General features: G+C 64.5%; 25 protein-coding genes and 1 pseudogene. 9 read left to right on the top strand and 17 right to left on the bottom strand.

Annotated elements, in window-relative coordinates:
- A complete protein-coding gene (locus AC3WJM_RS18445; protein WP_284990067.1) occupies window positions 1–864 on the top strand; it encodes a 3-hydroxyacyl-CoA dehydrogenase family protein in 864 nt (287 codons plus the stop codon).
- A 90-nt stretch (window positions 865–954) separates the two neighbouring features.
- On the opposite strand, the gene AC3WJM_RS18440 is transcribed toward AC3WJM_RS18445, so the two are convergent.
- The gene (locus AC3WJM_RS18440; RefSeq protein ID WP_492272607.1) at window positions 955–1899 is read right to left on the bottom strand and encodes an endonuclease domain-containing protein; all 945 of its coding nucleotides are present in this window, start codon (window positions 1897–1899) and stop codon (window positions 955–957) included.
- 202 nt (window positions 1900–2101) lie between these two features.
- Between AC3WJM_RS18440 and AC3WJM_RS18435 the strand changes: the two genes are divergently transcribed.
- Entirely contained in the window at window positions 2102–2695 is a 594-nt protein-coding gene (locus AC3WJM_RS18435; RefSeq protein WP_441433104.1) for a GNAT family N-acetyltransferase, read from the top strand.
- Window positions 2696–2744: 49 nt separating this feature from the next.
- Here the strand turns inward: AC3WJM_RS18435 and AC3WJM_RS18430 are convergent, their stop codons facing one another.
- From AC3WJM_RS18430 to AC3WJM_RS18400, 7 genes are all read right to left on the bottom strand, one after another.
- Complete coding sequence (locus AC3WJM_RS18430) at window positions 2745–3596, bottom strand: SGNH/GDSL hydrolase family protein (protein WP_492272606.1); 852 nt, start codon at window positions 3594–3596, stop codon at window positions 2745–2747.
- 168 nt (window positions 3597–3764) lie between these two features.
- Entirely contained in the window at window positions 3765–4931 is a 1167-nt protein-coding gene (locus AC3WJM_RS18425; RefSeq protein ID WP_492272605.1) for a Gfo/Idh/MocA family protein, read from the bottom strand.
- The gene (locus AC3WJM_RS18420; protein ID WP_307054594.1) at window positions 4928–5695 is read right to left on the bottom strand and encodes a ThuA domain-containing protein; all 768 of its coding nucleotides are present in this window, start codon (window positions 5693–5695) and stop codon (window positions 4928–4930) included. Before AC3WJM_RS18420 ends, AC3WJM_RS18425 begins: the two co-directional genes overlap by 4 nt.
- A 113-nt stretch (window positions 5696–5808) precedes the next feature.
- Window positions 5809–6561, bottom strand: a complete 753-nt coding sequence (locus AC3WJM_RS18415) for a carbohydrate ABC transporter permease (RefSeq protein WP_253257452.1) — start codon at window positions 6559–6561, stop codon at window positions 5809–5811.
- A gap of 175 nt (window positions 6562–6736) precedes the next feature.
- On the bottom strand, window positions 6737–7771 hold the full coding sequence (locus AC3WJM_RS18410) for a carbohydrate ABC transporter permease (protein ID WP_492272604.1): 1035 nt from the start codon (window positions 7769–7771) through the stop codon (window positions 6737–6739).
- 10 nt (window positions 7772–7781) lie between these two features.
- Window positions 7782–9017 carry a sugar ABC transporter substrate-binding protein gene (locus tag AC3WJM_RS18405; protein WP_306959157.1) on the bottom strand — a complete coding sequence of 412 codons (1236 nt, stop codon included), beginning with the start codon at window positions 9015–9017 and terminating at the stop codon, window positions 7782–7784.
- A gap of 159 nt (window positions 9018–9176) precedes the next feature.
- Complete coding sequence (locus tag AC3WJM_RS18400) at window positions 9177–10190, bottom strand: LacI family DNA-binding transcriptional regulator (protein ID WP_492272603.1); 1014 nt, start codon at window positions 10188–10190, stop codon at window positions 9177–9179.
- A 197-nt stretch (window positions 10191–10387) separates the two neighbouring features.
- Here AC3WJM_RS18400 and AC3WJM_RS18395 point away from each other — a divergent pair, with 197 nt between their 5' ends.
- From AC3WJM_RS18395 to AC3WJM_RS18385, 3 genes are all read left to right on the top strand, one after another.
- Window positions 10388–11113 carry a tyrosine-protein phosphatase gene (locus AC3WJM_RS18395; protein WP_492272602.1) on the top strand — a complete coding sequence of 242 codons (726 nt, stop codon included), beginning with the start codon at window positions 10388–10390 and terminating at the stop codon, window positions 11111–11113.
- A gap of 146 nt (window positions 11114–11259) precedes the next feature.
- Window positions 11260–13362: a phenylacetic acid degradation bifunctional protein PaaZ gene (gene paaZ / locus AC3WJM_RS18390; protein ID WP_492272601.1), complete on the top strand. Its 2103-nt coding sequence runs from the start codon at window positions 11260–11262 to the stop codon at window positions 13360–13362.
- 380 nt (window positions 13363–13742) lie between these two features.
- Window positions 13743–14150: a VOC family protein gene (locus tag AC3WJM_RS18385; protein WP_059389546.1), complete on the top strand. Its 408-nt coding sequence runs from the start codon at window positions 13743–13745 to the stop codon at window positions 14148–14150.
- Window positions 14151–14296: 146 nt separating this feature from the next.
- Here AC3WJM_RS18385 and AC3WJM_RS18380 read toward each other — a convergent pair whose 3' ends face one another.
- The 3 genes from AC3WJM_RS18380 to AC3WJM_RS18370 are packed head-to-tail and all read right to left on the bottom strand — an operon-like array spanning window position 14297 to window position 16795.
- Window positions 14297–14899 carry a TetR/AcrR family transcriptional regulator gene (locus AC3WJM_RS18380; RefSeq protein WP_078107744.1) on the bottom strand — a complete coding sequence of 201 codons (603 nt, stop codon included), beginning with the start codon at window positions 14897–14899 and terminating at the stop codon, window positions 14297–14299.
- Window positions 14900–14952: 53 nt separating this feature from the next.
- The gene (gene paaK / locus AC3WJM_RS18375) at window positions 14953–16305 is read right to left on the bottom strand and encodes a phenylacetate--CoA ligase PaaK (RefSeq protein WP_306959145.1); all 1353 of its coding nucleotides are present in this window, start codon (window positions 16303–16305) and stop codon (window positions 14953–14955) included.
- Between the two features lie 7 nt (window positions 16306–16312).
- The gene (locus AC3WJM_RS18370; RefSeq protein ID WP_059389548.1) at window positions 16313–16795 is read right to left on the bottom strand and encodes a hotdog fold thioesterase; all 483 of its coding nucleotides are present in this window, start codon (window positions 16793–16795) and stop codon (window positions 16313–16315) included.
- A 130-nt stretch (window positions 16796–16925) separates the two neighbouring features.
- On the opposite strand from AC3WJM_RS18370, the gene AC3WJM_RS18365 reads away from it, so the two are divergent.
- A complete protein-coding gene (locus AC3WJM_RS18365; protein WP_059389549.1) occupies window positions 16926–17480 on the top strand; it encodes a GNAT family N-acetyltransferase in 555 nt (184 codons plus the stop codon).
- 28 nt (window positions 17481–17508) lie between these two features.
- Here AC3WJM_RS18365 and AC3WJM_RS18360 read toward each other — a convergent pair whose 3' ends face one another.
- Window positions 17509–18402 (bottom strand): DMT family transporter, encoded by an 894-nt coding sequence (locus AC3WJM_RS18360; RefSeq protein ID WP_492272600.1) that lies wholly within the window; start codon window positions 18400–18402, stop codon window positions 17509–17511.
- A 201-nt stretch (window positions 18403–18603) separates the two neighbouring features.
- Here AC3WJM_RS18360 and AC3WJM_RS18355 point away from each other — a divergent pair, with 201 nt between their 5' ends.
- The 3 genes from AC3WJM_RS18355 (at window position 18604) to AC3WJM_RS18345 (ending at window position 20483) form a co-directional block, all read left to right on the top strand.
- The gene (locus AC3WJM_RS18355) at window positions 18604–19254 is read left to right on the top strand and encodes a TetR/AcrR family transcriptional regulator (protein ID WP_492272599.1); all 651 of its coding nucleotides are present in this window, start codon (window positions 18604–18606) and stop codon (window positions 19252–19254) included.
- 172 nt (window positions 19255–19426) lie between these two features.
- Window positions 19427–20227, top strand: a complete 801-nt coding sequence (locus AC3WJM_RS18350) for a response regulator transcription factor (RefSeq protein ID WP_492272598.1) — start codon at window positions 19427–19429, stop codon at window positions 20225–20227.
- 82 nt (window positions 20228–20309) lie between these two features.
- A complete protein-coding gene (locus tag AC3WJM_RS18345) occupies window positions 20310–20483 on the top strand; it encodes a hypothetical protein (RefSeq protein ID WP_172465637.1) in 174 nt (57 codons plus the stop codon).
- Between the two features lie 133 nt (window positions 20484–20616).
- Here AC3WJM_RS18345 and AC3WJM_RS18340 read toward each other — a convergent pair whose 3' ends face one another.
- The 5 genes and pseudogenes from AC3WJM_RS18340 to AC3WJM_RS18320 all read right to left on the bottom strand — a co-directional run.
- Complete coding sequence (locus AC3WJM_RS18340; protein WP_492272597.1) at window positions 20617–22230, bottom strand: ATP-binding protein; 1614 nt, start codon at window positions 22228–22230, stop codon at window positions 20617–20619.
- Between the two features lie 55 nt (window positions 22231–22285).
- Window positions 22286–24520: a S9 family peptidase gene (locus AC3WJM_RS18335; RefSeq protein ID WP_492272596.1), complete on the bottom strand. Its 2235-nt coding sequence runs from the start codon at window positions 24518–24520 to the stop codon at window positions 22286–22288.
- Window positions 24521–24586: 66 nt separating this feature from the next.
- The gene (locus AC3WJM_RS18330; protein WP_492272595.1) at window positions 24587–25081 is read right to left on the bottom strand and encodes a hypothetical protein; all 495 of its coding nucleotides are present in this window, start codon (window positions 25079–25081) and stop codon (window positions 24587–24589) included.
- Between the two features lie 58 nt (window positions 25082–25139).
- Entirely contained in the window at window positions 25140–26126 is a 987-nt protein-coding gene (locus AC3WJM_RS18325; RefSeq protein WP_332602680.1) for a signal peptidase I, read from the bottom strand.
- Window positions 26127–26210: 84 nt separating this feature from the next.
- Window positions 26211–26654: pseudogene (locus AC3WJM_RS18320) on the bottom strand (TasA family protein); the annotation flags it as partial.

Below are 26654 nucleotides of genomic sequence, written 5' to 3'. Positions count from 1 at the left end.
ATGACAGCAACGCCCGCTATCCCGCATGTTGTCGGTGTCCTCGGCGGTGGCCGCATGGGCGCCGGCATCGCCCACGCCTTCCTGATCAAGGGCGCCACCGTGATCGTCGTCGAGCGGGACCACGAATCCGCCGCCGGTGCGCAAGCTCGCGTTGCCGAGGCCGTGGCCAAGTCCGCCGCCCGGGGCACCTTGACGGAATCAGCCGAAGAAGCACTGTCCCGCTTCAGCACCTCAACCGACTACGACTCCTTCGTGCACTGCGGGCTCGTGGTCGAAGCCGTGCCCGAGGATTACGAACTCAAGGTTGCGGCCCTCAAGGCTGTGGAGGAGCACCTCTCCGCTGACGCCTTCCTGGCCTCCAACACCTCGTCCCTTTCCGTGACCGGCCTCGCTTCGCAACTTCGGAGGCCTGGCAATTTCGTGGGCCTGCACTTCTTCAACCCGGTCCCGGCTTCCACGCTCATCGAAGTGGTCCTGGCCAAGGAGACTTCACCCCAGCTCGCCGCCACGGCGAAAAGCTGGACCGAGGCACTGGGCAAGACCGCCGTCGTCGTCAATGACGCGCCAGGCTTTGCCTCCTCGCGGCTGGGCGTGGCGATCGCACTCGAGGCGATGCGCATGGTGGAGGAAGGCGTGGCCTCCGCGGAGGACATCGATGCGGCCATGGTGCTCGGCTACAAGCACCCCACGGGACCGCTCAAGACCACGGACATCGTGGGCCTGGACGTGCGCCTGGGCATCGCCGAGTACCTGCATTCGACCCTGGGGGAGCGCTTCGCCCCTCCGCAGATCCTGCGCGACAAGGTTGCCCGTGGCGAGCTGGGCCGCAAGACCGGCAAGGGTTTCTTCGACTGGACTGACTAGCGCTTCCGGGCCACCCAACTGACTCGCATTTGATGTCGTTTTGACGCCCCATAACGGCAACAACTGCGAGCTACTTGGGGGGGCGAACCGTCACTTGGGTGTCCAGCCTCGGTCCAGGAGCACGGCACGGACTTTCGCGACGGCGGACCGTGCGTCGTTCTCCATGTGCCGTTTGGAGATCCTCACCAAGTGCCAGCCGGCACGGGCGAAATCCTCTTCGCGGGCGATGTCCCGGACTATCTGGGCCGGCTCGGAATGCGGCTCGCCGTCGTATTCGACCGCTACACGGTGTTCCGGATAGGCCAGGTCCGGTTGACGTACGACGCCGGCGCCTAGCTCGGCGGCCACGTTCAGTTGCGGTTCGGGCAGTCCGGCGTTTTCGAGGGCCAGCCGGAGCCGGGTTTCGGGTGCCGAGTCCGAGCCGATCCGTGCCTGTTCGAGTGCCAAACGGGCCTTGCGGATTCCAGGCGTGCCTTTGTGCCGGTCCAGCATGTCGGCCAGTTGTTCCAATGTTGCGTACGGCTCTGTCCGGCCTTCGAACTCGGGCCGAGGGATCCGGACCAGATGGTCGGCAACGACCGTCAGTTCATCCACACTCATCTTCCGGGACACATCAAGCCAGGTCCGGGTGCGCGTGGTGATCAAGAGACCGCCAAGACTGGTGATTTCGTCGTCGAAGAACTGCCCCACATGCCCAACCACCCCGGTTCGTCGAGGAATGGCCATGGTGTCCGGACGCGAAATATGGATGCGCGGATCATCGCTGCCTGGCAGGAACCCCGGGAACGACCACAAACCGAAGGCTGTGGCGTGAGACGCGGCCGAGAACTCGGTCACCGCGGTGAAAGGCCGGATGAAACCGACGTCCGTCGCCTGCCCGGGAACCAATGCGTGGTCCGGAATCCTGATGCCCCGGCTTGGCGAGGGGAGCGATCGGTGCCGCAACCGCCGCCGGCTCACACCGGCGTCGAGCGCTTCTTGAAAGGTGAACGGGGCGCCGGCCAGCAGCGCCGGCAAGGGTTGCGGGGTCCTCATCGCCCTATCGTTGCAAATCCTGGAACGCCATATTTAGTTATCCACAGGCAATTGCCCCGGCAGCCCAACTAGTCCCCACCGCCCCCTCGCCTCGCAAGCTCGGCCAGGGAACCCTGGCGGCGTGGGCCCACGCAGTTGTTGTCGTTTACAGCCGCCAAAACGACAACAAATGCGAGCCAGTTGGGTCGGTTAGGCTGGCTGGGTGACTCACATTGCACCCGTGACCCTGGACGGTCGCTTCGTAACCCTGGAGCCCCTTGGCCCCGAGCACCACGACGGTCTTGTGGATGCCGCGAAAGACGGCGAGCTGTGGAAGCTCTGGTATACCTCGGTCCCGACGCCGGAGGGCATGGCCGCGGAGATCGACCGCCGGCTCGGGCTGCAGGAGCAAGGATCCATGCTTCCGTTCGCGACCCGGTTGAAGGCGACCGGCAAGCTCATCGGCATGACCACCTACATGAACATCGACGGTGCCACTCCGCGTGTCGAGATCGGTTCCACGTGGAACGCAGCCTCGGCACAGGGCAGCGGGAGCAACCCGGATTCCAAACTGTTGCTCTTGCGTCACGCTTTCGAAACCATTGGCTGCCCAGCCGTCGAATTCCGCACGCACTGGCTCAACCACCAGTCCCGCGAGGCCATCGCACGGTTGGGCGCGAAGCAGGACGGCGTCCTCCGGAACCATTCGCGGACTTTGGACGGAGTGCTCCGAGACACGGTGGTGTTCTCCATCCTCGAACACGAGTGGCCCGCGGTGCGCACCGGGCTCGAGTTCAGGCTCGCGAAGCGGTCCTGAGCGCGTGCACCGAACGACCGCGCTCCGGCGCGTTCGCGGCTGACGCCAGCTATTTCTTGAGCGCGCTGTTCACGGCCGTACGGTAGCCCTGGGAGTAGCCGGCGTCGGTGGGATGGAAGTTCTCCAACGCGAGCTCGGGCGGATCCAAAGGCGATGGCTGGGTGTAGTGGATCCACGGATTGTTGGAACCGATGCCGTGCCCGGTGAACCGTTCCGTCACGCTCACATAGCCCACCCCTGCGGCGGAGGCGGCGCCGGCGATGGTCGCATTCAATTGGTCAGCCAATCCGTTCAGGGTGGTGGCCAACTGTTTCTCGGCGGTAGGCATCGTGGGGCCGACGGTGAACAAGCGCGGGTAGCCGGTCAGCACAATGTCGGCGTGGGGTGCCTTTTGCCGGATGGACTCGACCATGGCCACGATGTTGCCGGGTAGCGCGGGCAGGGCGTTCGCCACGCCCTGCACGGCCGAAGCGCAGGCCAGGGCATCGGCACTGGTGCATGCCACCGCCACAACTCCCGTGCCGACGTCGTTGCCACCAACAGTCACCGAGACTTCGGTAGCGGACCCCAGGGCGATCGCGACAGGATCGGCGGGGGACAGCTTGTCCAGACCTGCCTTGACGGCAAGCGACGTAGCACCGAAGCAGCCCAGGTTCAGCCCGCCCAAAAGGGCGGCGTAACTGTCCAGGCTCTGATGGCAGCCCGGCAACGAGCCCGGAGCCGGACTGCTGCCGCCCGTGCCGGCGGCATAGGAATCGCCCAGGGCGACATAGACATCGGCCGGTTTCGCTGTGGTCGGATTCGCCTGTGCAGGTCCCGCGCCGAATCCTGCCAGGAGTACGACGACGGCGACGGCGCCCGCCAGGCGGCCACACCGGCGTCGCGAATTAGCTGCTTGCATGATTGATATCCCCCTCGTGTCGATCTGCAGTGCCGCTTGGCGGCGCGGGCTACCCCAGCCCGGCAGTCTTGCGGCCAGACTACGCGAGCTGCGGGCCCACGACTACGGAAACCCAACTAGCTGAAAGTTGTTGTCGTTATGAGGGCTCAAAACGACAACAACTGCGAGTTAGTTGGGTCGGCTACGGCGGGGGTCAGTTGGGCTGGTGGGCTGGTGGGCTGGAGGGGTGAGGGCGCTGCGGACCGAGGTCCAGGACTTGAGGACCTCCAGTACGTCCGGGTCGCGTTCCGTCAGGACGGCCTGGGAGTACGATTCCTCGAGCAGCGCGTCCACGGAAATGCGGGTGCCGGTGGATGCGCTGAGCATGGCCGCTTCCACCATGGCCAGGCTCATGATGTTCTGGTGGACCTGCCCCATGGGAGTGTTCGCTGTACGCAGGGCAGTCACGAAGTCACGCAGCGAACCGGCGATCTCCTGCCCGGGATCGTCGCAGCCGGGACCCGAATCAGCGCCCAACGAGGACACAGGTTCGCTGTCGCCGTCCCACAGGACCGTGCCGTGTTCGCCGCTGATCCGCCATGCCGCGTTCCAGGAGGTCTCCTGGCCCGGGCTGCACCAGCTTCCAGTGAACACGAAGCGCTCCCCACCGGTCATTTCGAAGATGGCGGTGGCCCCTGCATCGCCGCGGTACCAGCTCCAGGACGGGTTGTATTCCTCGCAGAACACCGAGACAGGATCCGCGTCGAGCAGGAACCGGGCCATGTCGAACTGATGGATGGCCATGTCCAGCAGCAACGGGTGGTCCATGGCATCCCGGAATCCGCCGAAATGCGGTGCCTTGAAGAACTCGGCGGAGACAATCCCCACGCTGCCTAGAGAAGCAGAAAGCCGTTTGGCCTCGAAAAGATGCCTGTTGTACCTGCGGGACTGGCTGACCATGAACAACTGGCCGCTAAGCTCCGACGCCGCGGCCAGCGACAGCCCCTGGATCACAGTGGACGCCACGGGCTTTTCGCCGAGCACGGGCAGCCCTGCCGCAAGCGCCTCCGTGGTCACCGGATGGTGGGCTACCGGAACGGTGACGTTGATGACCGCTTGGGCGCCGACGTCGGACGCCAACTGTGCGGTCCCGGAGCCCACCGGCAGATCGGGACGCCCGATCGCCGCCGCGCCGGCGCGGGCGGCGTCCAGGTCCAGGTCGACGATGCCCGCGAGCTCCACGAGCGGGGACTCGTGCACCGTCCGGAGCCACGCGCGGCCCATCCCCCCGGCGCCGACGACGACGACGCGAAGGGGAGTGCCGTCGTCGGGAAGGGTGGCGAAATGGGTACTCATGCGTTGGCTCCCTGGTAGCTCTTGCCGTTGAAGAAATCGTTGGTCTCGTAGCGCAGCAGTTCAGGGTGGGCGCGCTCGGGCCGATCGGTGACTGCCCATTCGACGGCGTTGGAGATGACCCGGCGGACGTCCTTGTGGTGGTAGACCGGGTAGTCCTGGTCGCCGGGGCTGAAGAAGAAGATCTTGCCGTGGCCGCGGCGGAACGTGCAGCCCGAGCGGAAGACCTCGCCGCCGCTGAAGGAACTGATGAACACGAGCTCCTCCGGAGTGGGGATGTCGAAGAACTCGCCGTACATTTCCTGCTGATCGATCACGATGGGGTGCGGCACGCCCTTAGCGATGGGGTGGGTGGGGTCCACAGTCCAGACCAGTTCGCGGTCCTGCTCACTGCGCCAGCGCAACGTGCATGAGGTGCCCATGAGCTTGGTGAAGATCTTGGACCAGTGCCCCGAATGCAGGACGATCAAGCCCATCCCGGACAGGACGTGGCGGTGCACGCGCTCGACGATCTCGTCGTCCACATCACCGTGGGACATATGCCCCCACCAGGTGAGGACGTCCGTGGTGGCGAGGACTTCCTCGGTGAGGCCGTGCTCGGGCTCGTCGAGGGTGGCGGTGCGGACGCTGGCCTTGTCGCCGAGGTTCTCCTCGATGCCGGCCTTAACGGCTCCGTGCATGCCCTCCGGGTAGAGGCGGGCCACCAGTTCGTCGCGCTTTTCGTGCCGGTTTTCGCTCCAGACGGTGACGCGGATTGGTTCAGACATGGTTTCTCCTTGAAGGTTAGTGGTTTGGTGCCCGACGGCGGTGCGGAGCCGCGGGCGGCGAGCTCGGCACCCGCGGCGGGACCCGCCGTCGGGATCTGGCTATTTGACGGCCGCTACTTGACCGCTCCACTGGCCGTGCCCGCAGCGATGTATTTCTGCGCCGCGACCAGCAGGATGATGGCCGGGATGGAGGCGAGGACGGCCGTGGCCATGACGGAGCTCCAGTCGTTCACGTAGGCGCCGATGTACTGGAATATTCCCAATGTCACGGGCCGCACGGCCTCCGTGGTGGTCAGGGTCAGGGCGAACAGGAAGTCGCTCCAAGTGAACAGGAAAGTGAAGAGCCCCGCGGTGATGAGCGAGTTCCTGCTCAGTGGCACCACGATGGACCAAAACGCCCTCACATGCCCGGCACCGTCTACTCGGGCCGCCTCGATAACCGAGGCGGGCATGCCGTTCATGAAGGCCCTGATGATGAGGATCGCGAACGGGATGCCATGCGCGGAGTCGGCCAGGATCAGGCCCGGGATGGAATTGAGCAGGCCAAGATCGTTGTAGGCCGTGTACAGCGCGTTGGCCACCACGATCCCCGGGATCATCTGGCTGATCAGGATCGCGAAGAGCACCACGCCGGCGCCCTTGACCTTGAAATAAGCCAAGGCATAGGCCGCCGGCGCCGCGATAGCCAGGCTGAGCACCACGCTGCCCAGCGAGATCACCAGGCTGGTGGCCAGGTTCCCGCCCTGCTCGCTGATGGCCGTGGCGTAGCCGGTGAAGTCCGGCTTGAGCGGCAGCCACGAGGTTTCCAAGGTGGTGCCGTTGGGCTGCAGCGAAGCGTTCACCATCCAGTAGACCGGGAACAGCATGATGGCCAGGAAGACGATCGCCAGGACGGTGTAGCCCCACCTTTTTCGCTCGGGTCCCGTCCCGGAGCGAACCGGTCCGGCGCCTTTGGAGGCGATCCTATTTCGGGCGCTCGCTTTCCGGGCGCCCGCCGGCGCCGAACGGCGGGTGGTGATTTTCGTCGTCGTCATGGTTTCCTCACTCATCGACGGAACGCCGGCTGGCACGCAAGTACAGGACCGCGAAGACCAGCGAAATGACCACCAGGACGTTGCCCAGCGCGGCGCCCTCGCCGAATTTGAACTCGTGGAAGGACAGATCGTAGGACTGGGTGGCGATGGTCTGGGTCGAATTCGCCGGGCCGCCGTTGGTCAGGCCCAGGATGATGTCCAGCACCTTGAGGGTGTAAACGACGCCGAGCACCAGGACCACGCTCACCACCGGACGCAGCATCGGCCAGGTGATGTGCCGGAACGCCTTCCAACCGGTGGCGCCGTCCAAGGAACCGGCCTCGTAGAGCTCATCCGGTATTTCCTGGAGGCCGCCATAGAGAATGGTCAGATTGAACGGGATGCCGATCCAGATGTTCACCCCCACCACGGCGATCAGCGCCAGCGAGGTACTGGTGAGCCATGGAACGCCCGTATTCACGATGTGCATCTCTCCGAGGAAGCGGTTCAAGGCTCCGCTGTCCTTGTCCAGGATCCATCTCCACACGGCGCTGGACACGATGAGCGGCAGCAACCAGGGGAGCAGGAGCAGCGAACGCAGGATTCCGTTGAGCGGGAACTTGCGCTGGAAGAAGATCGCCAGCGCCAGCCCGATCACGAACTGGCCCAGTATGGATCCCAGCGTGAACAGCGCGGTATTCACCAAAGATGTTGAAAACAACGACGACGACAGCACCTTCGCGTAGTTCGCCAACCCCACCCAGGGGGCCTCGCCCGTGAAGAACGTGGCCGTGGTGTAATCCTGGAAGCTCATCACGATGTTCTTGACCACGGGGTAGCCGAAGAACAGCGCCATGTAGGTCACGGCAGGGACCAGGAACAGCCACTGGAAGAGGCGCTCGCGGCGTTTGCGGCTGCGCCGGCGCGGTGACTGGATTGCCTCCTCGGCCCGGGTGTTGTCCGAGCCGGACTTTGCGCGCGCTGTGGCCTGCTGGTTGGCGCGCTGGTTGGCCTGCGACTTGGCCTGCGCTCTGGGTTGCGACGAATCAGTTGTGAGGGACATGTCCAGCCGCTTACTGGCCTTGGGCTTGCTTGAGGGCGTCGGCGGGGGAGGCCTTGCCCGTCAGCGCGGTCTGGATTGCGGTGTAGATCTTGGTCGCCTGTGCCGGCCATCCTTCTCCGAGTTCGCCGGTACGGGCCCGGGCTGTCTTGATGAGGTCGGTGAAGGTGGCGAGCTTGGGGTTGTCGGTGGCGAACTTTGCGGCCAGCGAGGTCTTGGACGGGATAGTGTTGCGGACCTTGGCCATGGCCAGCTGGTTTTCGTCGCTGTTCATGCAGGCCACCACTTCCGCGGCCTTGGCCTGATGGGCCTTATTGCCTGTCTGCGGAACGGTCCACACTTCGCCGCCAAGCGGGGCAACGGCTGTCTGGCTGGCGTCACGGACCGGAATCTTCACGACGCCGTATTTCAGCGCGGTGTTCTTGTCGAGCGCCGGGATCTGCCAGGGGCCGTTGACCATCATGGCTGCCTTGCCTGCCATGAACTGGTCCTTGACGTCTGCCTGGGTCCAGTTCAGCGCCGAGGAGGACACGGATCCGTCCTTGACGAGGTCGGTCCAGAGCTGGAGGGCCTGGGCTGTCGCTGGGGTGTCGATGTTCTTCTCGTCGCCTCCGTTGGACCACATGACCGGAAGGAACTGCCATGTGCCCTCGTAGGTCGGGTTGGCGTTGAAGGCCAGGCCATACTGCTCGCCTGAGGTGAGCTTGGTGGCCGCCGTCTTCAGCTCGTCCCACGTGGTGGGCGGGGTGACTCCGGCCTTGGCCAGAATGTCCTTGTTGTAGAAGAGCGCGATCGTGTTCACGGTGGGGGCTAGCCCGTACACCTTGTCTTTGTAGGTGCCTGCACTCAGGACCCCGGGCGCGAAATCGGCGGTGCTGATGTTGAAATCGGACAGTGGAGCCAGCGCTCCGGTAGCGGCAATCTGTTGCAGGTCCGGATTGTCGAGCATGAGTACATCCGGAAGCGTCTTCGAAGAGGACTGCTGGAGCACCTTGGAGATCAAGGACTTGCCCGGCACGGTCTCTCGTTTGATCGTGACGCCTGCCTTGGTGCCGCAGGCGGTCAGGGCGTCGCCGATGAAGGACTTGTCCGGCTCGTTGTTGTAGTAGTCCATCACGGAGATTTCCTTCACGGCATCCGTGGAGGAGGCGGAGGTAGTGGTGCCGCAGCCCGAGATGGCGAGCGGGAGGCCGACGAGAGCGGCCACGGCCAGGGCGAGCGGGCGGCGTGTCCTGATAGCTGACTTCATTGTCTGTTCCTTTGTTGGTGGAGGAAGGGAATGGTGCGTTTGTTGATGGGAAGTGAATTATCGAATCATCGATGCGTATCGACGATGCTGAAACGAACGGAGTAACGGAGTAACGACCTGCGATGAAAAGCGTTGACGCGGTGGATCAGGGGTGGCGATTCACTGCGGACGGAGGGTGCTTGAACGGTGCGTGATGACCGTGGGTACCAACTCCAGGGATTCGTGTGGTCCGTGGGAGTCGGTTTCGAGGAGTTGGCACATGATTTTGACTGCCCGGCGGGATACTTCAGCCGGGCGCAGATCGATGGTGGAAAGCGGTATGGGTTGGAGCTCGGCGAGGGTGGGGGAGGCGCTTCCGATAACAGAAACGTCCAGCCCCAGGGTTAAACCGCGGCTGCTCAAGTCGCGGCGCAGAATGTCCTGGATGGTGCGGTCGGGTGCGATGAATGCGGGCTTTCCGGTGGTGCCGGCGAGGGCCTTGTCCACCGATTCGGCGATGGTGGCGCGGTCGGTCCCGCCGGGAAGGTGGAGCACGGTCACGCCCAGTGCTTTGGCCGCGACGTCCGTGCCGTGCAAGAACCGGTCGACGTAGTTCACGTGGCGGTCCATCACCGCGGGCTGCCAATCAATAACGGAAATCACGGAGTGGCCTGCGGCCGCAAGATCCCGGACGCAGTGTTCGCCGGCCATTTCGAAGTCGGCGTCGATGCAGACCAGCCCGGACGGATCGCGGGGAATGCCGATCAGCACCACCGGGACGTTCAGGCTGCGGGCCACCGGGAGACGCTCGTCCTCGTCCTCAACCTGCATGAGGATCAGGCCGTCGCAAATCTGCTGCCCGACCACGCGGCTCAGTCCGGCGGCGCCTTCGTCGTCGGTGACCAGGAGAATGTCGTGGTCGAATTGCCGGGCCGTGCTGGCAATGACCGAGACGAACTCCATGATCGATCCCATTTCCAGCTCGGGAATGAACGGAATGACCAGGCCGATGACCCGGGTCTTGCGGCTTGCCAAGGCGCGGGCGCCGGCGTTGGGTTGGTAAGTGAGTTGCTCGATGGCGGCCTCGACCTTTTTCCGGGTCTTCTCGGAAATGGGCCGCTTGCCGCTGAGCACGTACGAGACGGTGCTTTGGGCTACTCCGGCAGCCTGGGCGACATCCTTGCTGGTGGGCACGTTCCAGGCCTCCTTGCCGGGTTCGGTGGGTCTTGGTGATGCGTACTTCGGTGTGCGTCGATACGCATCGTCGATGCGTATCGAGAAAGAGTATGACATGGATCACGTAAGACCCGCAAGACCCAACCCCCGCTCACATATCCCGCCTTCCGAGCAAACCCTCGCTCACCTATCCGGCGTGTGGTTAGCTGTCCGGTATGGATGGGATCTCAACCGCAGCCAAGCAGCGGGGCGTCCATTGGGACGGTGCGGTGAACGCCTGGCACATCGCCGGAGGCTTGTACCGGATGGGCCGGCGGGAATGGCTCACCGATCTCGGGTGGCAGCAAATGTACGACGCCGGCATCCGCACCGTGATCGATCTGCGGACCCTTCGCGAGCAGCAGCCCAGGGAGGTTGATCCCGAGGTTTCGGCGGATGCGACTGCTCGCTTCGAGATCGTCCATTGCCCCACCGAAGATCCGGAGGACAAGGAGTTCACCGAGCGCTTTGGCCCGTACCTGAAAGACCCTGCCCACTACGCCGACTATGTGCGGCTCTTCCCGGACAAACTCGCCGCTGTTTTCAAAGCCATCGCCGCGGCACCCGGCGGGGTTGTAGTGCATTGCGCTGCCGGGCGTGACCGTAGCGGGATCATCGCCGTGATGCTGCAGAACCTGTCCGGAGCCGGCGACGAGGAAATCGTGCGGGGTTACCAGCAGGGAATGCGCGGAATCAACGAGCGCCACCGCCACCATCGCGCCCCGCACGCCCATGATCCCTTTCTCGAGGAAGACGCACTCGAGGCCTTGCTGGCATCGCGCAGCGTGAGCCTGTTGGAATTCGCGCATTCCTTGGACACAGCTACCTTCCTGGGAGCGAACGGCGTCTCTAAGGCAGAAATTTCCGCCATCCGAGCGAAACTCAACGCTCCGGCGCGGTAGAACGCGGTAGAAGCAGCGTCCCGGCGGGCATCTAGTGTGCAGATCGGGCCTCTCATGTATTCTGGGTTGTATTACCGAACGGCCGGTCAGTAATTTGCGGCCGTTCAGTCCATTTCGTGCCCGTGCCTTGGAAGGACCCGTCGACGATGACCAGTACCGCAGTCGCTCCGGAAGCCACAACCGTTGAAACCGTGCCCAGTTTCGTCCAGGGCGAGTGGTGGACCCCCAGCGCAGAAGCCTCAGCTGGCGTCCCCGTCCGCGACGCCAGCACAGGCGAGATCCTCGCAACGGTCAACACCGACGGACTGGACCTTGCCGGCGTCGTGAACTACGGGCGCACGGTGGGCCAGCGCGAGCTCGGCAAGCTCACCTTCCACCAGCGCGCCCTCAAGCTCAAGGAACTCGCCCAGTACCTGAACGGCCGCCGCGAAGAGTTCTACGCCTCGTCCTTCAAGACCGGCGCCACCAAGATCGACTCGATGGTGGACATCGACGGCGGCATCGGCGTGCTCTTCACCTTTGGTTCCAAGGGCCGCCGCGAACTGCCGAACTCGCAGGTTGTAGTGGACGGACCCATGGAAGTCCTGTCCAGGGACGGTTCCTTCGCCGGTGAGCATATCTACACCCGCATCCCGGGCGTCGCGGCGCAGATCAACGCCTTCAACTTCCCCGTGTGGGGCATGCTCGAGAAGTTCGCGCCTGCATTCATCGCTGGCGTCCCCACCATCGTCAAGCCAGCCACCCCCACCGGTTACGTTGCCGCCGTCGTGGTCAAGGCGATCGTCGAGTCGGGCATTCTGCCGGAAGGCTCGCTGCAGCTCATCTCGGGATCCGCCCGCACCCTGCTGGACCACCTCGACTACCGCGACATTCTCGCCTTCACCGGTTCCGCCTCCACCGCCAACTCGCTCAAGTCCCACGCCAACGTGGTCCAGGGCGGCGTCCGCTTCACCTCCGAAACCGACTCCCTCAACGCGGCCATCCTCGGACCCGACGCCGTGCCCGGCACCCCCGAGTTCGACGCCTTCATCAAGTCGGTCGTCACCGAAATGACGGTCAAGGCCGGTCAGAAGTGCACCTCGATCCGCCGCACCATCGTGCCCCAGGCGCTGGTGTCCGACGTCGTCTCCGCCATCGGCGCGCGCGTGGACGAGCGCGTCGTCGTCGGCGACCCCAGGGCAGAGGGCGTCACGATGGGCGCCCTCGCGTCGCTCGAGCAGCTCGCCGACGTCCGCGCGGCAGTGCAGTCAATGCTCGACGCCGGTGGCGAGCTCGCGTACGGGACGCTGGATTCGCCGTCGGTCACCTCGCTGGATGGCACCATCGGCGTCGTGGAGGGCGGCGCGTTCATGTCGCCCGTTGTCCTGAGCTGGGCCGACGTGGACTCGGAAGCCGTCCACTCGCTCGAGGCTTTCGGTCCGGTGTCGTCCGTGATCGGCTATTCGGACCTCGACGACGCCGTCCGCCTCGCCGCCCGCGGTGGCGGCTCCCTGGTGGCCTCCGTGTGCACCAACGATCCTGCTGTCGCCCGGGAATTGGTGACGGGAATCGCGGCACACCACGGCCGTGTCCTGATGCTCAACCGCGAGGACGCCCGCTCGTCAACCGGGCATGGTTCGCCTGTGCCGCACCTGGTTCACGGTGGGCCGGGCCGCGCCGGTGGTGGCGAGGAACTCGGTGGTATCCGTTCCGTCATGCACCACATGCAGCGCACCGCGATCCAGGGCTCGCCGAACATGCTCACTGCCGTGACCGGCGTCTGGCACACGGGCGCGGACCGCAACTTCACAGTGGAGACCGAAGGTACGCACCCGTTCCGGAAGTCGCTGGCAACCCTGCGGATCGGCGACGCCGTGCGGTCCGAACTGCGGCAGGTCACCCTGGACGACATCACGGCCTTCGCCAACTCCACCGGCGACACCTTCTACGCCCACACCAACCAGGAAGCAGCCGAAGCCAATCCGTTCTTCCCGGGAATCGTGGCGCACGGGTACCTGCTGCTCAGCTGGGCCGCCGGCCTGTTCGTGGAGCCGGCACCGGGCCCCGTCCTGGCCAACTACGGCCTGGAGAACCTGCGCTTCATCACTCCCGTTGCCGCCGGGGATTCGATCCGGGTCACGCTTACGGCCAAGAAGATCACTCCGCGCGAGACCGACGAATACGGCGAAGTAGCCTGGGACGCCGTCCTGACCAACCAGAACGACGAAATCGTAGCCACCTACGACGTCCTGACCCTCGTGGAGAAGTAGCCTCCCCTACCGACGCTCGCTCACCTATGTGGGGGTTTGGCCGGACGCTCGCTCACTTGTGTGGGTGTTTGGCTGGACGCTCGCTCACGTATGTGGGTGTTTGGCTGGACGCTCGCTCACTTGTGTACTGCATACGGAACGCTCCCCATCACTGGGGAGCGTTCCGTGTCGGGGAGTTCTATTGCCCCGGGGTGCGGTATGTCGGAGTCGAGGTGCTCCCATCACCCGTTGAGGCAAGGTCCCGGAGTTGTTCCCCTGCGAGGGGGCTGTGCACATAGTAGGCCGAGGCTGTCGCCCTGACAACGGTCTAGGCGGACGCGCGGCCACAAGGTCTTTCCGATCCCGCTCGGCGTAAGATTTTTTGCGTAGGAGGTGGCGAAATGAACCTAGCACTCAGAACAGCCACAACCGTCTTGCCCGTCGACGACGTGGACCGAGCCCGCAGCTTCTACGCGGAGAAACTCGGCCTCCCTCATCGCGGCATGACCTGGGATGGAAATGATTTGTTCGGCATCGACGGCGGTCCCATGCTGCAGTTGATGCCCATCAAGGACGGCATGCACTCGTCGCACACTGCCCTTTCCTTTGAAGTCAGTGACATCGAGCGGACAGTCGACGAAATGGAGGCGAACGGCGTCGAATTCCGGGATTACGATCTCCCGGATCTCAAGACAGAACACCACATTTGTACCACCGACGCCGACCGTTGCGCCTGGTTCATGGACACGGAAAACAACGTCCTTTGCGTCCATGAAAGTTTGGGTATCCAGGCCGAATACCAGCTCTGAAAAGCATCACAGCACCACGCAGAACGCCCGCTCACTTTTTAGTGAGCGGGCGTTGGGGGAGGGTGCCGTATATGTGAGCGGGCGTCGGTTGAAAGTGCCGTATATGTGAGCGAGCGTCTGAGGGGCAGGGGGAAGCCAGGGGTGACCTACGCCGAGGCGTGGAGGCCGTCGAACGCCATGGTGATGACGTCGTCGGCCAGACGTTGCGGGGAGAGCGAGCCGCCCGGTTTGTACCACTCCACGATCGAGTTGATGGTCCCGAACAGGAGCCGGGTCACGGTGCGGGGGTCGATGTCCTGGCGCAGCGTGCCTTCTTCGCGGGCGGCCGAGATCAACGCGGCCACCTTGTGGTCGAAGGCACGACGCCGTTCCAGGGCATCGCGCTCAATGTCGGTGTTGCCGCGGAGACGCAGGAGCAGCGTGACGAACGGCAGCCGGTCCACCAGCACGGCGATGGTCTGCCGCAGGACGAACTCAAGGCGTGCATCGGCCGCCCCGGTAACAGCCTCGGGCTGTTCCAGGATGGCCTCGAGCCCACCCAGTGCGTGCTCGAGGGCGAGCTTCAGGAGGTCGCCCTTGGACGGCACGTGGTGGTAAATGGCTGATTTTGAGATGCCCAGGTTTTCGGCCAGAATGCCCATGGATGTGGCGTCGTAACCGTGGCGGTTGAAGACGTCGACGGCGATGAGCAGCACTGATTGCTGGTCGTATCCGGGGCGTCCCCGCTTGGTTACTGTTTCACTAGGCATGCTGGCCATTTTCTCATGAACGGTCGGTTGATTCGCGCACGCGCCCGGCCACGTTACCTCTTGGGTCGCATGTCGTAGACGCGGCGCAGCTTGCCGTTGGAGCGCTCAAGCGAACCCGGCTCCACGACGTCCACCACGCACGAAGAACCCACGTGGATCTTGATCTGTTCGCGCAGGGCGTGTGCCGCCGTCGTGCCCGCCTCGACCGAAACGTTCTCGCGGCGCTCAATCTTGACCGTCAGCGAATCCATGCGCTTGCCTTCGGGGCGGGTGAGCTCGAGCTGGAAGTGCGGGCTGAGCTCGGGGATGCGCAGGGCGATCTCCTCGATCTGTGAAGGGAAGAGGTTCACGCCGCGCAGGATGATCATGTCGTCGCTGCGTCCGGTGATGCGGCCCATGCGGCGGTGCGCGGGGCGGGCGGTGCCGGGCAGCAGACGGGTGAGGTCCTTGGTGCGGTACCGGATGATCGGCAGCGCTTCCTTGGTGAGCGAGGTGAAGACGAGTTCGCCCGGCTCGCCGTCGGCCAGCACGGCGCTTTCCCCGCGGGAGGGATCGAACGGATCGATGATTTCGGGGCGGAAGTGGTCTTCCCAGATGTGGCAGCCGTCCTGGGTCTCCACGGCCTCGCCGGCCACGCCCGGGCCCATGACTTCCGAAAGCCCGTAGATGTCGCAGGCCTTGATGTTCATGGTGGTTTCGAGCTCATGCCGCATTTCCTCGGTCCACGGTTCGGCTCCGAGCACGGCGTACTTGAGCGAGGTCGACGCCGGATCCACACCCATGTGCGCCATCGCGTCGGCGATTGTGAGCAGGTAGGTCGGGGTCGCCAGGATCGCGTCCGGCTTGAAGTCCTGGATCAGCTGGATCTGGCGTTCGGTCTGGCCGCCGGACATCGGGATGACGGTGCAGCCGAGCGCTTCGGCACCGGCGTGGGCGCCCAAACCGCCGGTGAACAGGCCGTAGCCGTAGGCGTTGTGGACCTTCATGCCCGGCCGGACGCCGGAAGCGCGGAGCGAACGGGCTACGAGGGTTGCCCAGTTGGCGAGGTCGTTCTTGGTGTACCCGACGACGGTTGGCCGGCCCGTGGTGCCGGAGCTCGCGTGGATGCGGGCTACTTCGTCTTGCGGTACGGCGAACATGCCGAAGGGGTATTCCTGGCGGAGGTCTTCCTTGGTGGTGTACGGGAACTTGCCGAGATCGGACAGTTCGCGGAGATCGGAAGGGTGGACGCCGGCGTCGTCGAACTTGCGCTTGTACAGTGGCACGCGATCGTAGGCGTAGGCCACGGTGTGCTGGAGGCGGCTCAGCTGCAAGGCCTCGAGCTCGTCGCGGGAGATGGTTTCTTCGCGATCTAGCTGTGCAGTGTTAAGCGGTGCGTCGGGAGCGGCGACGGTGTTCTGTGTCATTGTCTTCCTACTTCTTGGAGATGGTGCGGCTGCGGCCACGGAACTCGGCGATGAGCTCGCCGTAGCTGCCCGGTTCTTCGGGCGACCCGACGGCGGAAGGTTCGCTTGCGTCGGCCGCGAAGATTTGGATGTCGTACAGGCCGCTGCGGCCGTTGTTGGCGCGACGGTTCGCGACGGCGGTGATCACTTGGCCTTGATAGGCCGGCTTGAGGAAGTTGATGTCGACGCCGGCGGCGACAGTTATGGTGTCGGCTTCCGACGGCGAGGGGTTGGCCGGGTTGCATGCCAGTGCAAAAGCTGAATCGGCGAAGGCGAAGATCATTCCGCCGTGGGCCATTCCGAAGCCGTTGAGCATTTCCTGCCGGAGCTTCATGCGGACGGTGGCGTGGCCGTCGTCGACCTTGAGTACCTCCAGGCCCATCCACTCGGAGGCGTAGTCGTTCTTGAGAATCTGGTGCTGCGCTGCGCCAGAAAGGGTGGTCTCAACCATGCGTCATTGCCTCCAGCTTTATTTACCGAATGTTCATTAGGTAATCCCAGTTTGCTTGAACTGTCAAGAGGAGATCGCTCGGCGGGACGGATCCAGACCCCCAAAAACCCCGACGTAGTAGCCTCGAGTCATGCCGCTCATCGAACTGCCCATCCGGACCCCGAGGCTCGTGCTTCGCAGGTTCGAGGCCACTGACCTGGAGCGATTCCACGCCTACCAGTCTCTGCCCGAGACGGCGCGCTTCCTGCTCCGGCAGGAATTGACCCTCACGCAGTCCATGGAAGCGTTGGGCCGCTACGCCAACTTCTCTTTCGAACAAGAGGGCGACTGGGTGTGCCTCGCCATAGAGCGCGCGGACACGCCGGGCTTGCTTGGCGAAGTGGTGCTCAAGTGGCTGCCGGGCACGGGGCAGGCCGAAATCGGCTGGATCTTGGCGCCGGAAAGCCGAGGCCAGGGCTACGCCGCAGAAGCGGCCGAAGCCGTGCTCCGCCTGGGTTTTGAAACCCTCATGTTCCACCGGATCGAGGCCAAGCTGGATGCCCTGAACACCTCGTCGTCGGGATTGTGCGAACGGCTTGGGATGCGCCGCGAAGCCGAGCTCGTGGACAACTGGCATTACAAGGGCCAATGGTCCACCGAAGTCATCTACGCGATGCTTGACTCGGAGTGGCGCGCGCGGAAATAGCGCCCGCTGCGAGCTGCTTGGGGGACGGTCATGGTGCGGGCTCCAGTTCTTTCTCGGGTGCGATGGATGCGGTTGCCCGGGAGAGAAGGATGACGCCGGCCAATGCGGCCGCGCCACCGAGGAGCGAGGCGACACCCGGGACTTCGCCGAGCAAAATCCACCCGAGCAGCAGGGACAGCACCGGCACGACGTACAGGAGAGAACCGCCCTCTGCCACGCTGGTCCGCGAGAGCGAAACGTTCCAGAAACCGTAGCCCACCACGGTGCAGATCACCACGAGCACGGCCAATGCCAGCCAAGCGTTCCACGTGAACTCGGACGGCGTCGCTGCGAACCGGGCGGTCGGCAGGGTTGCCACTCCGCCGATGAGGGATCCCCAGAAGACCACTTCGAGCGGAGGGACGCGTGCCAGCAGGGGCTGCTGGACGATGAGGAATGCCGACAGGAGAAGTGCGGCTGCCACGATGTACAAGGCATCGCCGTTGAAGCCGACGGCCGCGGAATCGCCCAGCGTAATGGCTACGACGCCTGCTACGGCAAGCAGCATCCCGCAGTAGCCCAGGCCTGACGTTCTCTCCCGCAACATCAGATGACCGAGGACGAACGCGAAGACGGGCGAGATATTCAGCAGGAGACTCGCTGTTCCGGCCGGAACGGTCGTCTGCCCGAGGTTCAGGAGCAGGCCGAAGCCCGCATACCCCAGTAATCCCGCGACAAGCATCCTCGGAATGTCACCACCCCGCAGCGTAAGCCGCTGCCGCCGGATCAGCAGCACCAAGCCAAGCACGACGGCGGCGCCCAAGTAGCGCAGCGGCGTCAGGTCCTGGGGGTCCGTCACTTTCAGGGCCTCGCGGGTAGCCACGTATGTGGGCGCGGAAGACAGCACCATCAGCACATCTGGTCTTCGGTACCATCCGGTCACAATTGGGGCCTTCCCGGTGAAGTGGCCCTTTGCTACAGGGCGGTTATTCAGGGAACTATTGCTCTCCCGGACGATTTATTCGTACAGTACATGAATTAGATCGTTCGCGGAAGAAATAAAGAGCAACTATTCTTTGAAGAGACCTTTGAGAAGCGCATCAGTCGGACATCGGCCTGAGCAGGGGAAACGGGGACGAGCGACATGACGGCGACCGCCAAGGACCACGAAGAGCGGCCTCGCGCCAAGACTGCCGGCGAACGGCAGCGGCACCCCACTGAAGTGCGGCGACAGCTGGTGGTTGACGCCGCGCGGGACCTGATCGCGGACAAAGGACTGTTCAATGTCCTGATCCGCGACATTTCAAAAGCCTGCGGAGTGTCACCCGGGACCATCACCTACCATTTCAAGAGTCTCGACGAAGTCCTGATGGAAGTAGTCAAGGCGGAAACCGCAGACTTCTACGTTCCGCTGCAGGAGAGCGCCAGAGGGTCCGGCGACCCTACTAGGGAACTGCTGTTTTTCCTCGAGGCGATGTTCGGCTCGGATGCGAATTCCCGCAGGCACTGGCTGATCTGGTTCGATTTCTGGTCCGCTGCGGCCAGGGACGAAGCCTACGGAAGCTGGATGAGCGAACACTACGACGGCTGGCGCAGCGCCTTGCGCGAGATCACCGAGCGCGGCGTCAGCGAGGGATCCTTCGTCTGCGAGGATCCCCAAGGTTTCGCCATCGAAACGGCAGCCATGGTGGATGGCCTCGCCGTCCAATGCTATGCGCGGGGTTCGTCCCTTCCGGTCGAAACATCGCGGAACCTGCTTATCGCGTTCGTGAGGCGCGAGCTCCAGATCGGGTGAGCAGTGCGACCAGGAAGAGTGCCGGAAATAGCCCCGCAACGATCTCCGCACGGGCCGCGCACGCGCTCGTGAAGCGGACTTACGCCGACATGCGCGAGAATAGCAGGTACCGCTGGTGTTAAGGTGGGCTGAGCATAAGAGAGATGGGGATCTTGACGTGGGCGCATCGGGCGTGGCTGTAGTAATCGAGGATGACGATGACATCCGTGAGGTAGTCCATGCCGTCCTCGAGGCATCGGGCCTGGAGGTTTACGCGGCCGGAAACGGCGTCGACGGCGTGGATGCGGTCCGCCTTCACAACCCCGACGTGATCACCTTGGACCTTGGCCTGCCCGACATTGACGGGATCGAGGTCACCCGCCGCGTCCGCGAGTTCAGTGACGCCTACATCATCATGCTCACCGCCCGGGCACGTGAAGTGGACACCCTGCAAGGGCTGGCCATCGGCGCCGACGACTTCGTCACCAAGCCCTTCCGCCCCCGCGAACTCCTGGCCCGGGTTGAGACGCTCCTTCGCCGGCCGCGCGGCAGCAAGCTTTTGAGCAGCTCCGGAGGGAGCCCGACGGCGGAGCTGCCGCCGGCCCCGGGGTCGAACTCGCCAACCGGACCCACACCTGCGCTGCCGGCGGCTGAGCCATCGGGACTGGAACACAATGGCCTTTTCCTGGACGTAGCCACGCGGACCACCCGGGTGGGAACTGAAGAGGTGCAATTGACCCGCACCGAGTTCGACCTTCTTCAGGCCCTCATGGAGGCCGGGCGCGTTGTCCGAAGCACCACGGGGCTTGCCCGCTGGCTCCATGCCAGGGAGTACGAAACGGGAGGCTTTGTCAGCGAATCCGAAGAGCGCGCGATCCAGGTGCACATCGCCAATCTGCGGCGGAAGCTCGGCGACTCGGCGCAGTCGCCGCGGTGGGTGGAAACTGTGCGGGGCGTCGGTTACCGCCTAGCCGCAAAGACATCGGAAAACTGACCCAATCTTAAGCGAACCTTTAACAACGCTCTTTACGCTGGGAAAGTCAACTTCGGATTTTCACGGCTCAAAGGAGCATCGCATGAAAAAATTCGCCGCAACACTGCTCATGACGGGCCTGCTGGCTATTGGCGGATTTGTCACCCCTGCCAATGCCGCACCGAAGACCACGCACGACACCACCGGCACAACAGTAACGACGGTTACCACCGGCACTGTTGTGAACTACGCTCAGATCGGTTGGTGGCCCAACTGACTCGCACTAGATGCCGTTTTGGCGCCTCATAACGGCATCTACTGCTAGCTACTTGGGTAGACGGGCAAGAAGAAGCTCCACGCACCGCCCCCGGGCCACCGCCCAGGGGCGGTGTTTTTTTGGGCGGCCGCCCTTAGCTCTCCGTATCCAGCGGGAGCCGGACTGAAACCGTGGTTCCTACGCCCAGGGCGGACTCGACGTCGAGCCGGCCGGAATGGCGTTCCACAATGTCGTGGGCAATCGCCAGGCCAAGCCCGCTCCCGGGGATGGCCGCAGTGGAGGCGTTTGAAGCGCGGAAGAACCGTGTGAACACCTGCTCGATCTCGGTTTCGGGGATCCCGACGCCGGTGTCCTCCACGCGCACCACCACGCTGGGTACCGTCCCCGGGTCCGAGGTGACCCCGCTGCTGACCGCGACGTGGCCGCCGTTGGGCGTGAACTTGATCGCGTTGCTGATGATGTTGGCGAAGACTTGCTCGAGCTTGGCCTCGTCGGCCTGGACGGTCATGGTTCCGGGCGCATGCATCACAGTGAGGGACAGCGAACGGGAGTCGGCGAGCGGCTGCAACGTCGAGACAACAAGCCTGAGCAGGGTGCCCACATTCACGCGGCTCAGTTCGAGGTCGCCGGAAGTGTCCTGGTGCGAGACTGTGAGCATGTCTTCGATCAGCCGTCGGAGCCGCTCGGCATTTCGCGAAATGACATCGACCATCCGCTCGACGCCCGCGGGAAGAGGTCCACCGGCGCCGGCACGGATCATGTCCAGGTATGCCGTGATGGACGTCAGGGGGGTTCGGAGTTCGTGGTTCACGGTGGTGAGGAAGTCGGTCTTGGCCTGGTCGAGTTCCTGGAGCTTGTACATGACCTGCTGTTGCGCGCCGATCAGGTGGCTCTGCATCAGGCCATACGCCAAGTTCCCCGAGACGTGCTGAATCAGGCCTATTTCGGCCCGGGTCCATTCCTGCGCCGTGTCCGGGCGGGCGATCCAGATGACGCCGAGAACGAGGTCTCCCTCGCCTACCGGCACCACAACAGAGGCCGACGGCGCCCCCGCACCACCGGTATCACCCGAGGGAGCCCGTTTGGGCAGCGGCTGCACTTCCGCTTCTGCCCACAACCGTTCCGCCAGTTCGAACGTGGCGATTTCGTCAGTGAGTTCTCCCGGCAGGACTCCCGGCACCAGTCCGGGAGCGTTCCATTCGGCGCTCACCTGCGGCACCCGGGTATCCGGGAACGTCGTGAACCAGACGTGTTCCGCGCCCAAGGCCTCGCCGATTCCGTCGACCAGGTGCCGGGCAATCAGGCCTGGATCAATGGTTGACCGGATCGCCGCGGATACCTTCCGCAGGCTCTCCCTCAGCGACTCGGCTTCCGAACGGCGGCGCGTCCGTTCGGCGGCGCGGGCTATCAGTACCAAGGCCCTGTGTGCACGAATGACGGGAGGCTGGCTCCTGTAGGCAAAATCGGCAATCGTCCAGGCTTCCAGGGCAGCGACATCCAGCTCATCCTCCGGGTCCAACAAGAGCAAAACCGGAACGCTGTTTCGGGGAAGGAACTCCCGGAGGCCGTTGTCCACCACCAGCACGTCGCACGGTTCGCTTTCCAGCGCGGCCGCAAGTGAACCGGCGTCGGGCACTGAACGAACCATGAACCCTGCCGCGGCGAGCGCTGCAACCGTCTCGGCGAGACGGGCCGGGTCAGGGTCGGCCACCAAGGCCCGGTTTGGCAACGATGCATTGTCAGTCAAGCTACGCTCCTACTGTCCGGTCCGTCCCCCCACGGGAAGCCTACTATCGAGAACGTTACTTGAGTCCGGCTCCAGGTAGCAGTTCGACGGCGCCAAGGGAGTCCGCGACGAAGGCATAGTCCCACGCGCGCTCGCGCCACTGCACGTACCGTCCCGATGCTCCGCCGTGTCCACCGTCCATCTCGATCTTCATGACGATGGGCGCCGTGCCCGTGGTCTCGGAACGCAGCACCTGGACCCATTTGGCCGGTTCAACGTAGAGCACGCGGGTGTCGTTGAAGGACGTGACCGCTGCGATCTGCGGGTACGAAACGGCCCGGATGTTCTCGTACGGGGTGTAGGACTTCATGTACTCGTACACCTCGGGATCCGTGATGGGGTTGCCCCATTCTTCCCACTCGAGCGCGGAGAGCGGCAGTTCGGGGTCCAGGATGGTGTTGAGCGCGTCCACGAACGGCACGGCCGCCACGATCGCCGCGTACTTTTCCGGCGCGAGGTTGGCCACGGCACCCATCAGGAGGCCGCCCGCGGAGCCGCCCATGGCCGCGATCCGCTCCGGGGCCACCCAGCCGGAGGACGCGAGCCAGTCCGTTGCCGCGATGAAGTCCGTGAAGGTGTTCTTCTTGTTGAGCTTCTTGCCGTCGTCGTACCAGCGCCTGCCGAGCTCGCCGCCGCCGCGGATGTGGGCGATCACCATGACGATTCCGCGATCGAGGAGGGACAACCGGGCCACGCCGAAGCCGGGATCCATGCTGACCTCGTACGAGCCATAGCCGTACACCAGGCCGGCGGCGCTTGAGTCCCGCGCAAGGGAGGCGTGCCGCAACACGGACAGCGGGACGCGCGTGCCGTCCGCCGCCGTCGCCCATTCCCGGGTGGCCACGTAGTCGGACGCGGTGTACCCGCCCAGCACCGGGCTTTCCTTCCGCAGCAGCAGTTCGCCGTGCGGCAGGGCGGCGGTGGGCAGCACGAAGTCGTACACCCGCGACGGCGTGAAGTAGGACGTGTACCCGATGCGGATCACGGGCGCTTCATAGTCGGTTCCACCCACGCCGGCCGTGTACAGCTCCTCGTCGAAGGCGGGCTCCACGGCGGCGCCTTGCGCGGCGGTTCCCAGCCCGGCGAGCGGAAGCACCTGCACGCGTTCGATCGTGTCCTGCCGTACCGACACCACCAGATGCGTCGAGGTGACGCCCGCGCCGTTGACGCGAACGGCGTCGGAATGCCCGACGACGGTGCGCCAGTTCTGCTCGGACAGCGGCTTGGCGAACTCGGCCGGGTCCGCGATGGACACCATCGAGTTGATGGCACCTTTGTTGTGGGTCAGGAGGATGGTCTCAGCTTTTTGTCCATCAACACCATCGAGGAGGAACGGCTCGGCCTCGTAGAGGATGTGTTCGTCGCGGGAAATCACGGTGGACAGGCCGGCGTCGAAATCGTCGAAGCGCAGCAGGCGCGTCTCGCTGAATTCCGAGCAGCCGATGCTCAGCACGAGGTACCTCCGGTCGGAGGAGAGCTCGAATCCGAGCCACATTGCGACGTCGTCCTCCTGGTAGATGACCTCGTCTTCACTGACGGGCGTGCCCAGGACGTGCGACTTTACTTGGTACGGGCGCCAGGAATCGTCAACCACGGTGTAGAAGATCCGCGTGCCGTCGGGGGAGAAGGCCACGCCGTAGAAGATGTTCTCGATGACGTCGGGCAGAAGTTCACCCGTGCGCAGGTCCTTGATGCGGAGCGTGAAGCGTTCCTCGCCGGAGTTGTCCACGGCGTAGGCGTAGAGGTTGCCGTCCAACGTCACGGCGGTGCCGCCAATGGAGAAGAACGGCTTGCCTTCCGCCTCGGCGTTCCCGTCCAGCAGGACTTCTTCGCCTTGGAGTTCGACGCCGGGTTCCACCGCCGGCGGGGTCCAGTCCGCCACCGGGTTGACCGAGTTCGCGGCCCGGACGCGGCACTGGATGCCATACTCCTTGCCCTCGACAGAGCGGGTGTAGTACCACCAGCCATCCTTGCGGCTGGGGACCGAGAGGTCCGTCTCCTGGGTGCGTCCCTTGATTTCCTGGAAGATCGCCTCCCGCAGCGGTTCCTGGTGTGCGGTGACAGCTTCCTGGTAGGCATTTTCAGCCTTCAAGTGCTCAATGACCTCGGAGGATTCCTTGTCCCGGAGCCATTCGTAGTTGTCCACGAAAACATCGCCGTGGTGCTCGCGGGTGCGCGGCACCTTCTTGGCGACGGGGGCCGTTGGGCCTTCGGCGTGGGATGGCTGGGCGGAACCGGAAGTCTGGGTCATGCTCTCAATATATAGAGCCTGACGGACGCCGGAGCCCGCGTTCGCTGCGGGGGTAGCGGTGTGCGCTTAGGTGCAGGTGAACTGGCCCGACGTGGGGGTGCCCGTCCAGGTGTTGTTGGTGCCGGGGACCGGATACTGGTTGCTGACCGACCAATTCCAGGTTCCAAAGTGGGGAATGATTTTCGCCGTGTAGGTTCCGCCCCCACTTTGGTTGCTGTTGCCGCTGAAAAGGACGAGCCCGAGGCTGGAAGTGACGGTGAACTGTCCTACGAATCGGGGGTCCGTCAGTGCCCAGTTCGTGACGCTGATGGTGAGGGTCGAACCTTGGCAGGACGCGCTGACGGTGGCGGTGGATGTGAGGGTGGCGGAGGAGACCGGGAGGGCAGCGCCCGCAGCTGAGTTGAACGCGGCCTGCGCGATACCGGGAGCGAAGACCAACACCGCAGCCGCTGCCAGGACCGCGGCGACGCGCCCCAACGCAGGCGTCTGCGCTGCGTCGGCGGTGCTCCGGCTTCTACGCAAGGTCAGCGGCTTTCTGTCAGGCCCGGTGGTCCATTCCATTCTCACCGCTTTCATGCGGTAAGGGGAGGGCATCCGGTTCGGTTCTGTGAAGAGGATTTTACGCGGCGCGCCGGGTGGTGTGACCGCCCAGGGCCTTTTCCAGCTGTGGTTGGTGCTGGCGGACGAGTTCCCCGGCGTGGGCTGCCGCGGTGTGGTCGGTTGTGACCAAGGCGTGTTCGAGGCGGACGCAGTGCTGTTCCATCCGCAGCGCCCCCACCATCGAGGAGCTGGTTTTCAGGCTGAGCACCGCATCCATCGCGAGGTCGCTGTCGCCGGTACTCAGTGCGTGGCTGATCTTGTCCACACGCTGGGGAAGCATCTTGGCGTAGGCGGCCGCGAACTTCTCGGCAGCCTCCTTGCTTTTCATTTCCCGTGCCAGGCGCTTGAGCGGGCGACGGTCAAAGGCCGGCAGGGCAGCGCCGGTGTCCACGGCGCCGTCGTCGCCTTCGGGCTTTTTCCGCCAGATGGAGACGAGAACCATGACCACCAGGGCGGCCGGAGCGCCATACATCAGGACCTTCAGGACCACGGGATCACGAAGAGCGCGGATCGCGTTGCCCAGGTACGGGACGGTGAACACCTGGCGGTCAACCTGGCCTCCGGCCAATGTCGCTGTCCAGGGGTCGGCGCCGTTGTTCGCGTCGCCCTTGGTGCGGACGGTGGCAGTGCCTTGGTTGTTCACCGTCAGGTCGATGATCCGGTGGGTCTCCACCCGCTGGTCCTCCACCGGAATGTGGTAGGTGATGATGTCCCCGACCTTCAGGTTCTGGACCGCCACGGGAACGGTGACAACCACGTCTCCCGGGTTGATCAGGGGCGACATCGAGCCGGTGAGCATGGTGCTGGTCTGGTAGCCGAGGACGCGGGGCCCGACCGCGAGGAACAGGAACGCAGCCACTGCCGCGACCATGATCGTGGTGGTGATGACGCTGACCAGCGCCCGGGCAATCTTCGACGCAACACCCCGGTTCTTGCCCGAGCCGGGCGTCGCCGTCGTGGTGGCCGTCTGGGAGACCCGCCGGGGGCGGACCAGTGATGCGGTCATGGCTGGGTCTCCGTTCTTGTGGAAGGCCCTCCGCCGTCGTTTGCATGGGGGGCTCGACGGCGGAGGGCTGGCTGGGTGGGGGTGTTACTGGTTGGTGGCGGTGCGCTGGGTGCCGGTGAAGCTGAAGGCGATGGTGCTGCTCTGGTTCTGCAGGGTGTTGTCTGCGGTGGAGGGCAGGGTGAGGGTGACGCGGAGGTTGTCGGTGTGTCCGGCGGTGACCGAGGTGAGGTTGGCCAGGGTGAGGTTGGCGCCGATGACGGGGCGGGAGGCGAGCACGCTGGTGGTGGTGCCGGAGCAGGTGTAGGTGTAGGCGGGGGCGGTGCCGGCTTCGGTCCAGGCGGTGGAGCAGTTATCGACGGTGACCTGCAGGCCCATGGTGGTGTTGGTGTCCAGCAGGGAGGTCGGGGAGGCCGCGGTGGTGAGGGTGATCGCGGAGAGGTTCTGGTTTCCAGTGGCGTTGGCCAGGGTGGCGACGCGCTGGACGGTGTCGCCGGGGACCAGGCCGGAGGCGGCGACGCTGAGGCGGTT

It is taken from the genome of Arthrobacter sp. FW306-1B-G06A (genome assembly GCF_058781765.1).
This window is presented reverse-complemented; position numbering and strand designations above follow the sequence as displayed.

Excerpts from the sequence above, each read along its gene's own strand:
- AC3WJM_RS18415 (WP_253257452.1), bottom strand. The coding sequence starts at position 6,561 with ATGCTGTTCCCGGTCTACTGGATGGTGAACGCTTCGCTGCAGCCCAAC.
- AC3WJM_RS18410 (WP_492272604.1), bottom strand. The coding sequence starts at position 7,771 with ATGTCCCTCACAACTGATTCGTCGCAACCCAGAGCGCAGGCCAAGTCG.
- AC3WJM_RS18395 (WP_492272602.1), top strand. The coding sequence starts at position 10,388 with ATGGATGGGATCTCAACCGCAGCCAAGCAGCGGGGCGTCCATTGGGAC.
- AC3WJM_RS18425 (WP_492272605.1), bottom strand. The coding sequence starts at position 4,931 with ATGAGTACCCATTTCGCCACCCTTCCCGACGACGGCACTCCCCTTCGC.
- paaZ (WP_492272601.1), top strand. The coding sequence starts at position 11,260 with ATGACCAGTACCGCAGTCGCTCCGGAAGCCACAACCGTTGAAACCGTG.
- AC3WJM_RS18355 (WP_492272599.1), top strand. The coding sequence starts at position 18,604 with ATGACGGCGACCGCCAAGGACCACGAAGAGCGGCCTCGCGCCAAGACT.
- AC3WJM_RS18445 (WP_284990067.1), top strand. The coding sequence starts at position 1 with ATGACAGCAACGCCCGCTATCCCGCATGTTGTCGGTGTCCTCGGCGGT.
- AC3WJM_RS18335 (WP_492272596.1), bottom strand. The coding sequence starts at position 24,520 with ATGACCCAGACTTCCGGTTCCGCCCAGCCATCCCACGCCGAAGGCCCA.
- AC3WJM_RS18370 (WP_059389548.1), bottom strand. The coding sequence starts at position 16,795 with ATGGTTGAGACCACCCTTTCTGGCGCAGCGCAGCACCAGATTCTCAAG.
- AC3WJM_RS18330 (WP_492272595.1), bottom strand. The coding sequence starts at position 25,081 with ATGGAATGGACCACCGGGCCTGACAGAAAGCCGCTGACCTTGCGTAGA.
- AC3WJM_RS18365 (WP_059389549.1), top strand. The coding sequence starts at position 16,926 with ATGCCGCTCATCGAACTGCCCATCCGGACCCCGAGGCTCGTGCTTCGC.
- AC3WJM_RS18440 (WP_492272607.1), bottom strand. The coding sequence starts at position 1,899 with ATGAGGACCCCGCAACCCTTGCCGGCGCTGCTGGCCGGCGCCCCGTTC.
- AC3WJM_RS18385 (WP_059389546.1), top strand. The coding sequence starts at position 13,743 with ATGAACCTAGCACTCAGAACAGCCACAACCGTCTTGCCCGTCGACGAC.
- AC3WJM_RS18405 (WP_306959157.1), bottom strand. The coding sequence starts at position 9,017 with ATGAAGTCAGCTATCAGGACACGCCGCCCGCTCGCCCTGGCCGTGGCC.
- paaK (WP_306959145.1), bottom strand. The coding sequence starts at position 16,305 with ATGACACAGAACACCGTCGCCGCTCCCGACGCACCGCTTAACACTGCA.
- AC3WJM_RS18380 (WP_078107744.1), bottom strand. The coding sequence starts at position 14,899 with ATGCCTAGTGAAACAGTAACCAAGCGGGGACGCCCCGGATACGACCAG.
- AC3WJM_RS18325 (WP_332602680.1), bottom strand. The coding sequence starts at position 26,126 with ATGACCGCATCACTGGTCCGCCCCCGGCGGGTCTCCCAGACGGCCACC.
- AC3WJM_RS18345 (WP_172465637.1), top strand. The coding sequence starts at position 20,310 with ATGAAAAAATTCGCCGCAACACTGCTCATGACGGGCCTGCTGGCTATT.
- AC3WJM_RS18420 (WP_307054594.1), bottom strand. The coding sequence starts at position 5,695 with ATGTCTGAACCAATCCGCGTCACCGTCTGGAGCGAAAACCGGCACGAA.
- AC3WJM_RS18430 (WP_492272606.1), bottom strand. The coding sequence starts at position 3,596 with ATGCAAGCAGCTAATTCGCGACGCCGGTGTGGCCGCCTGGCGGGCGCC.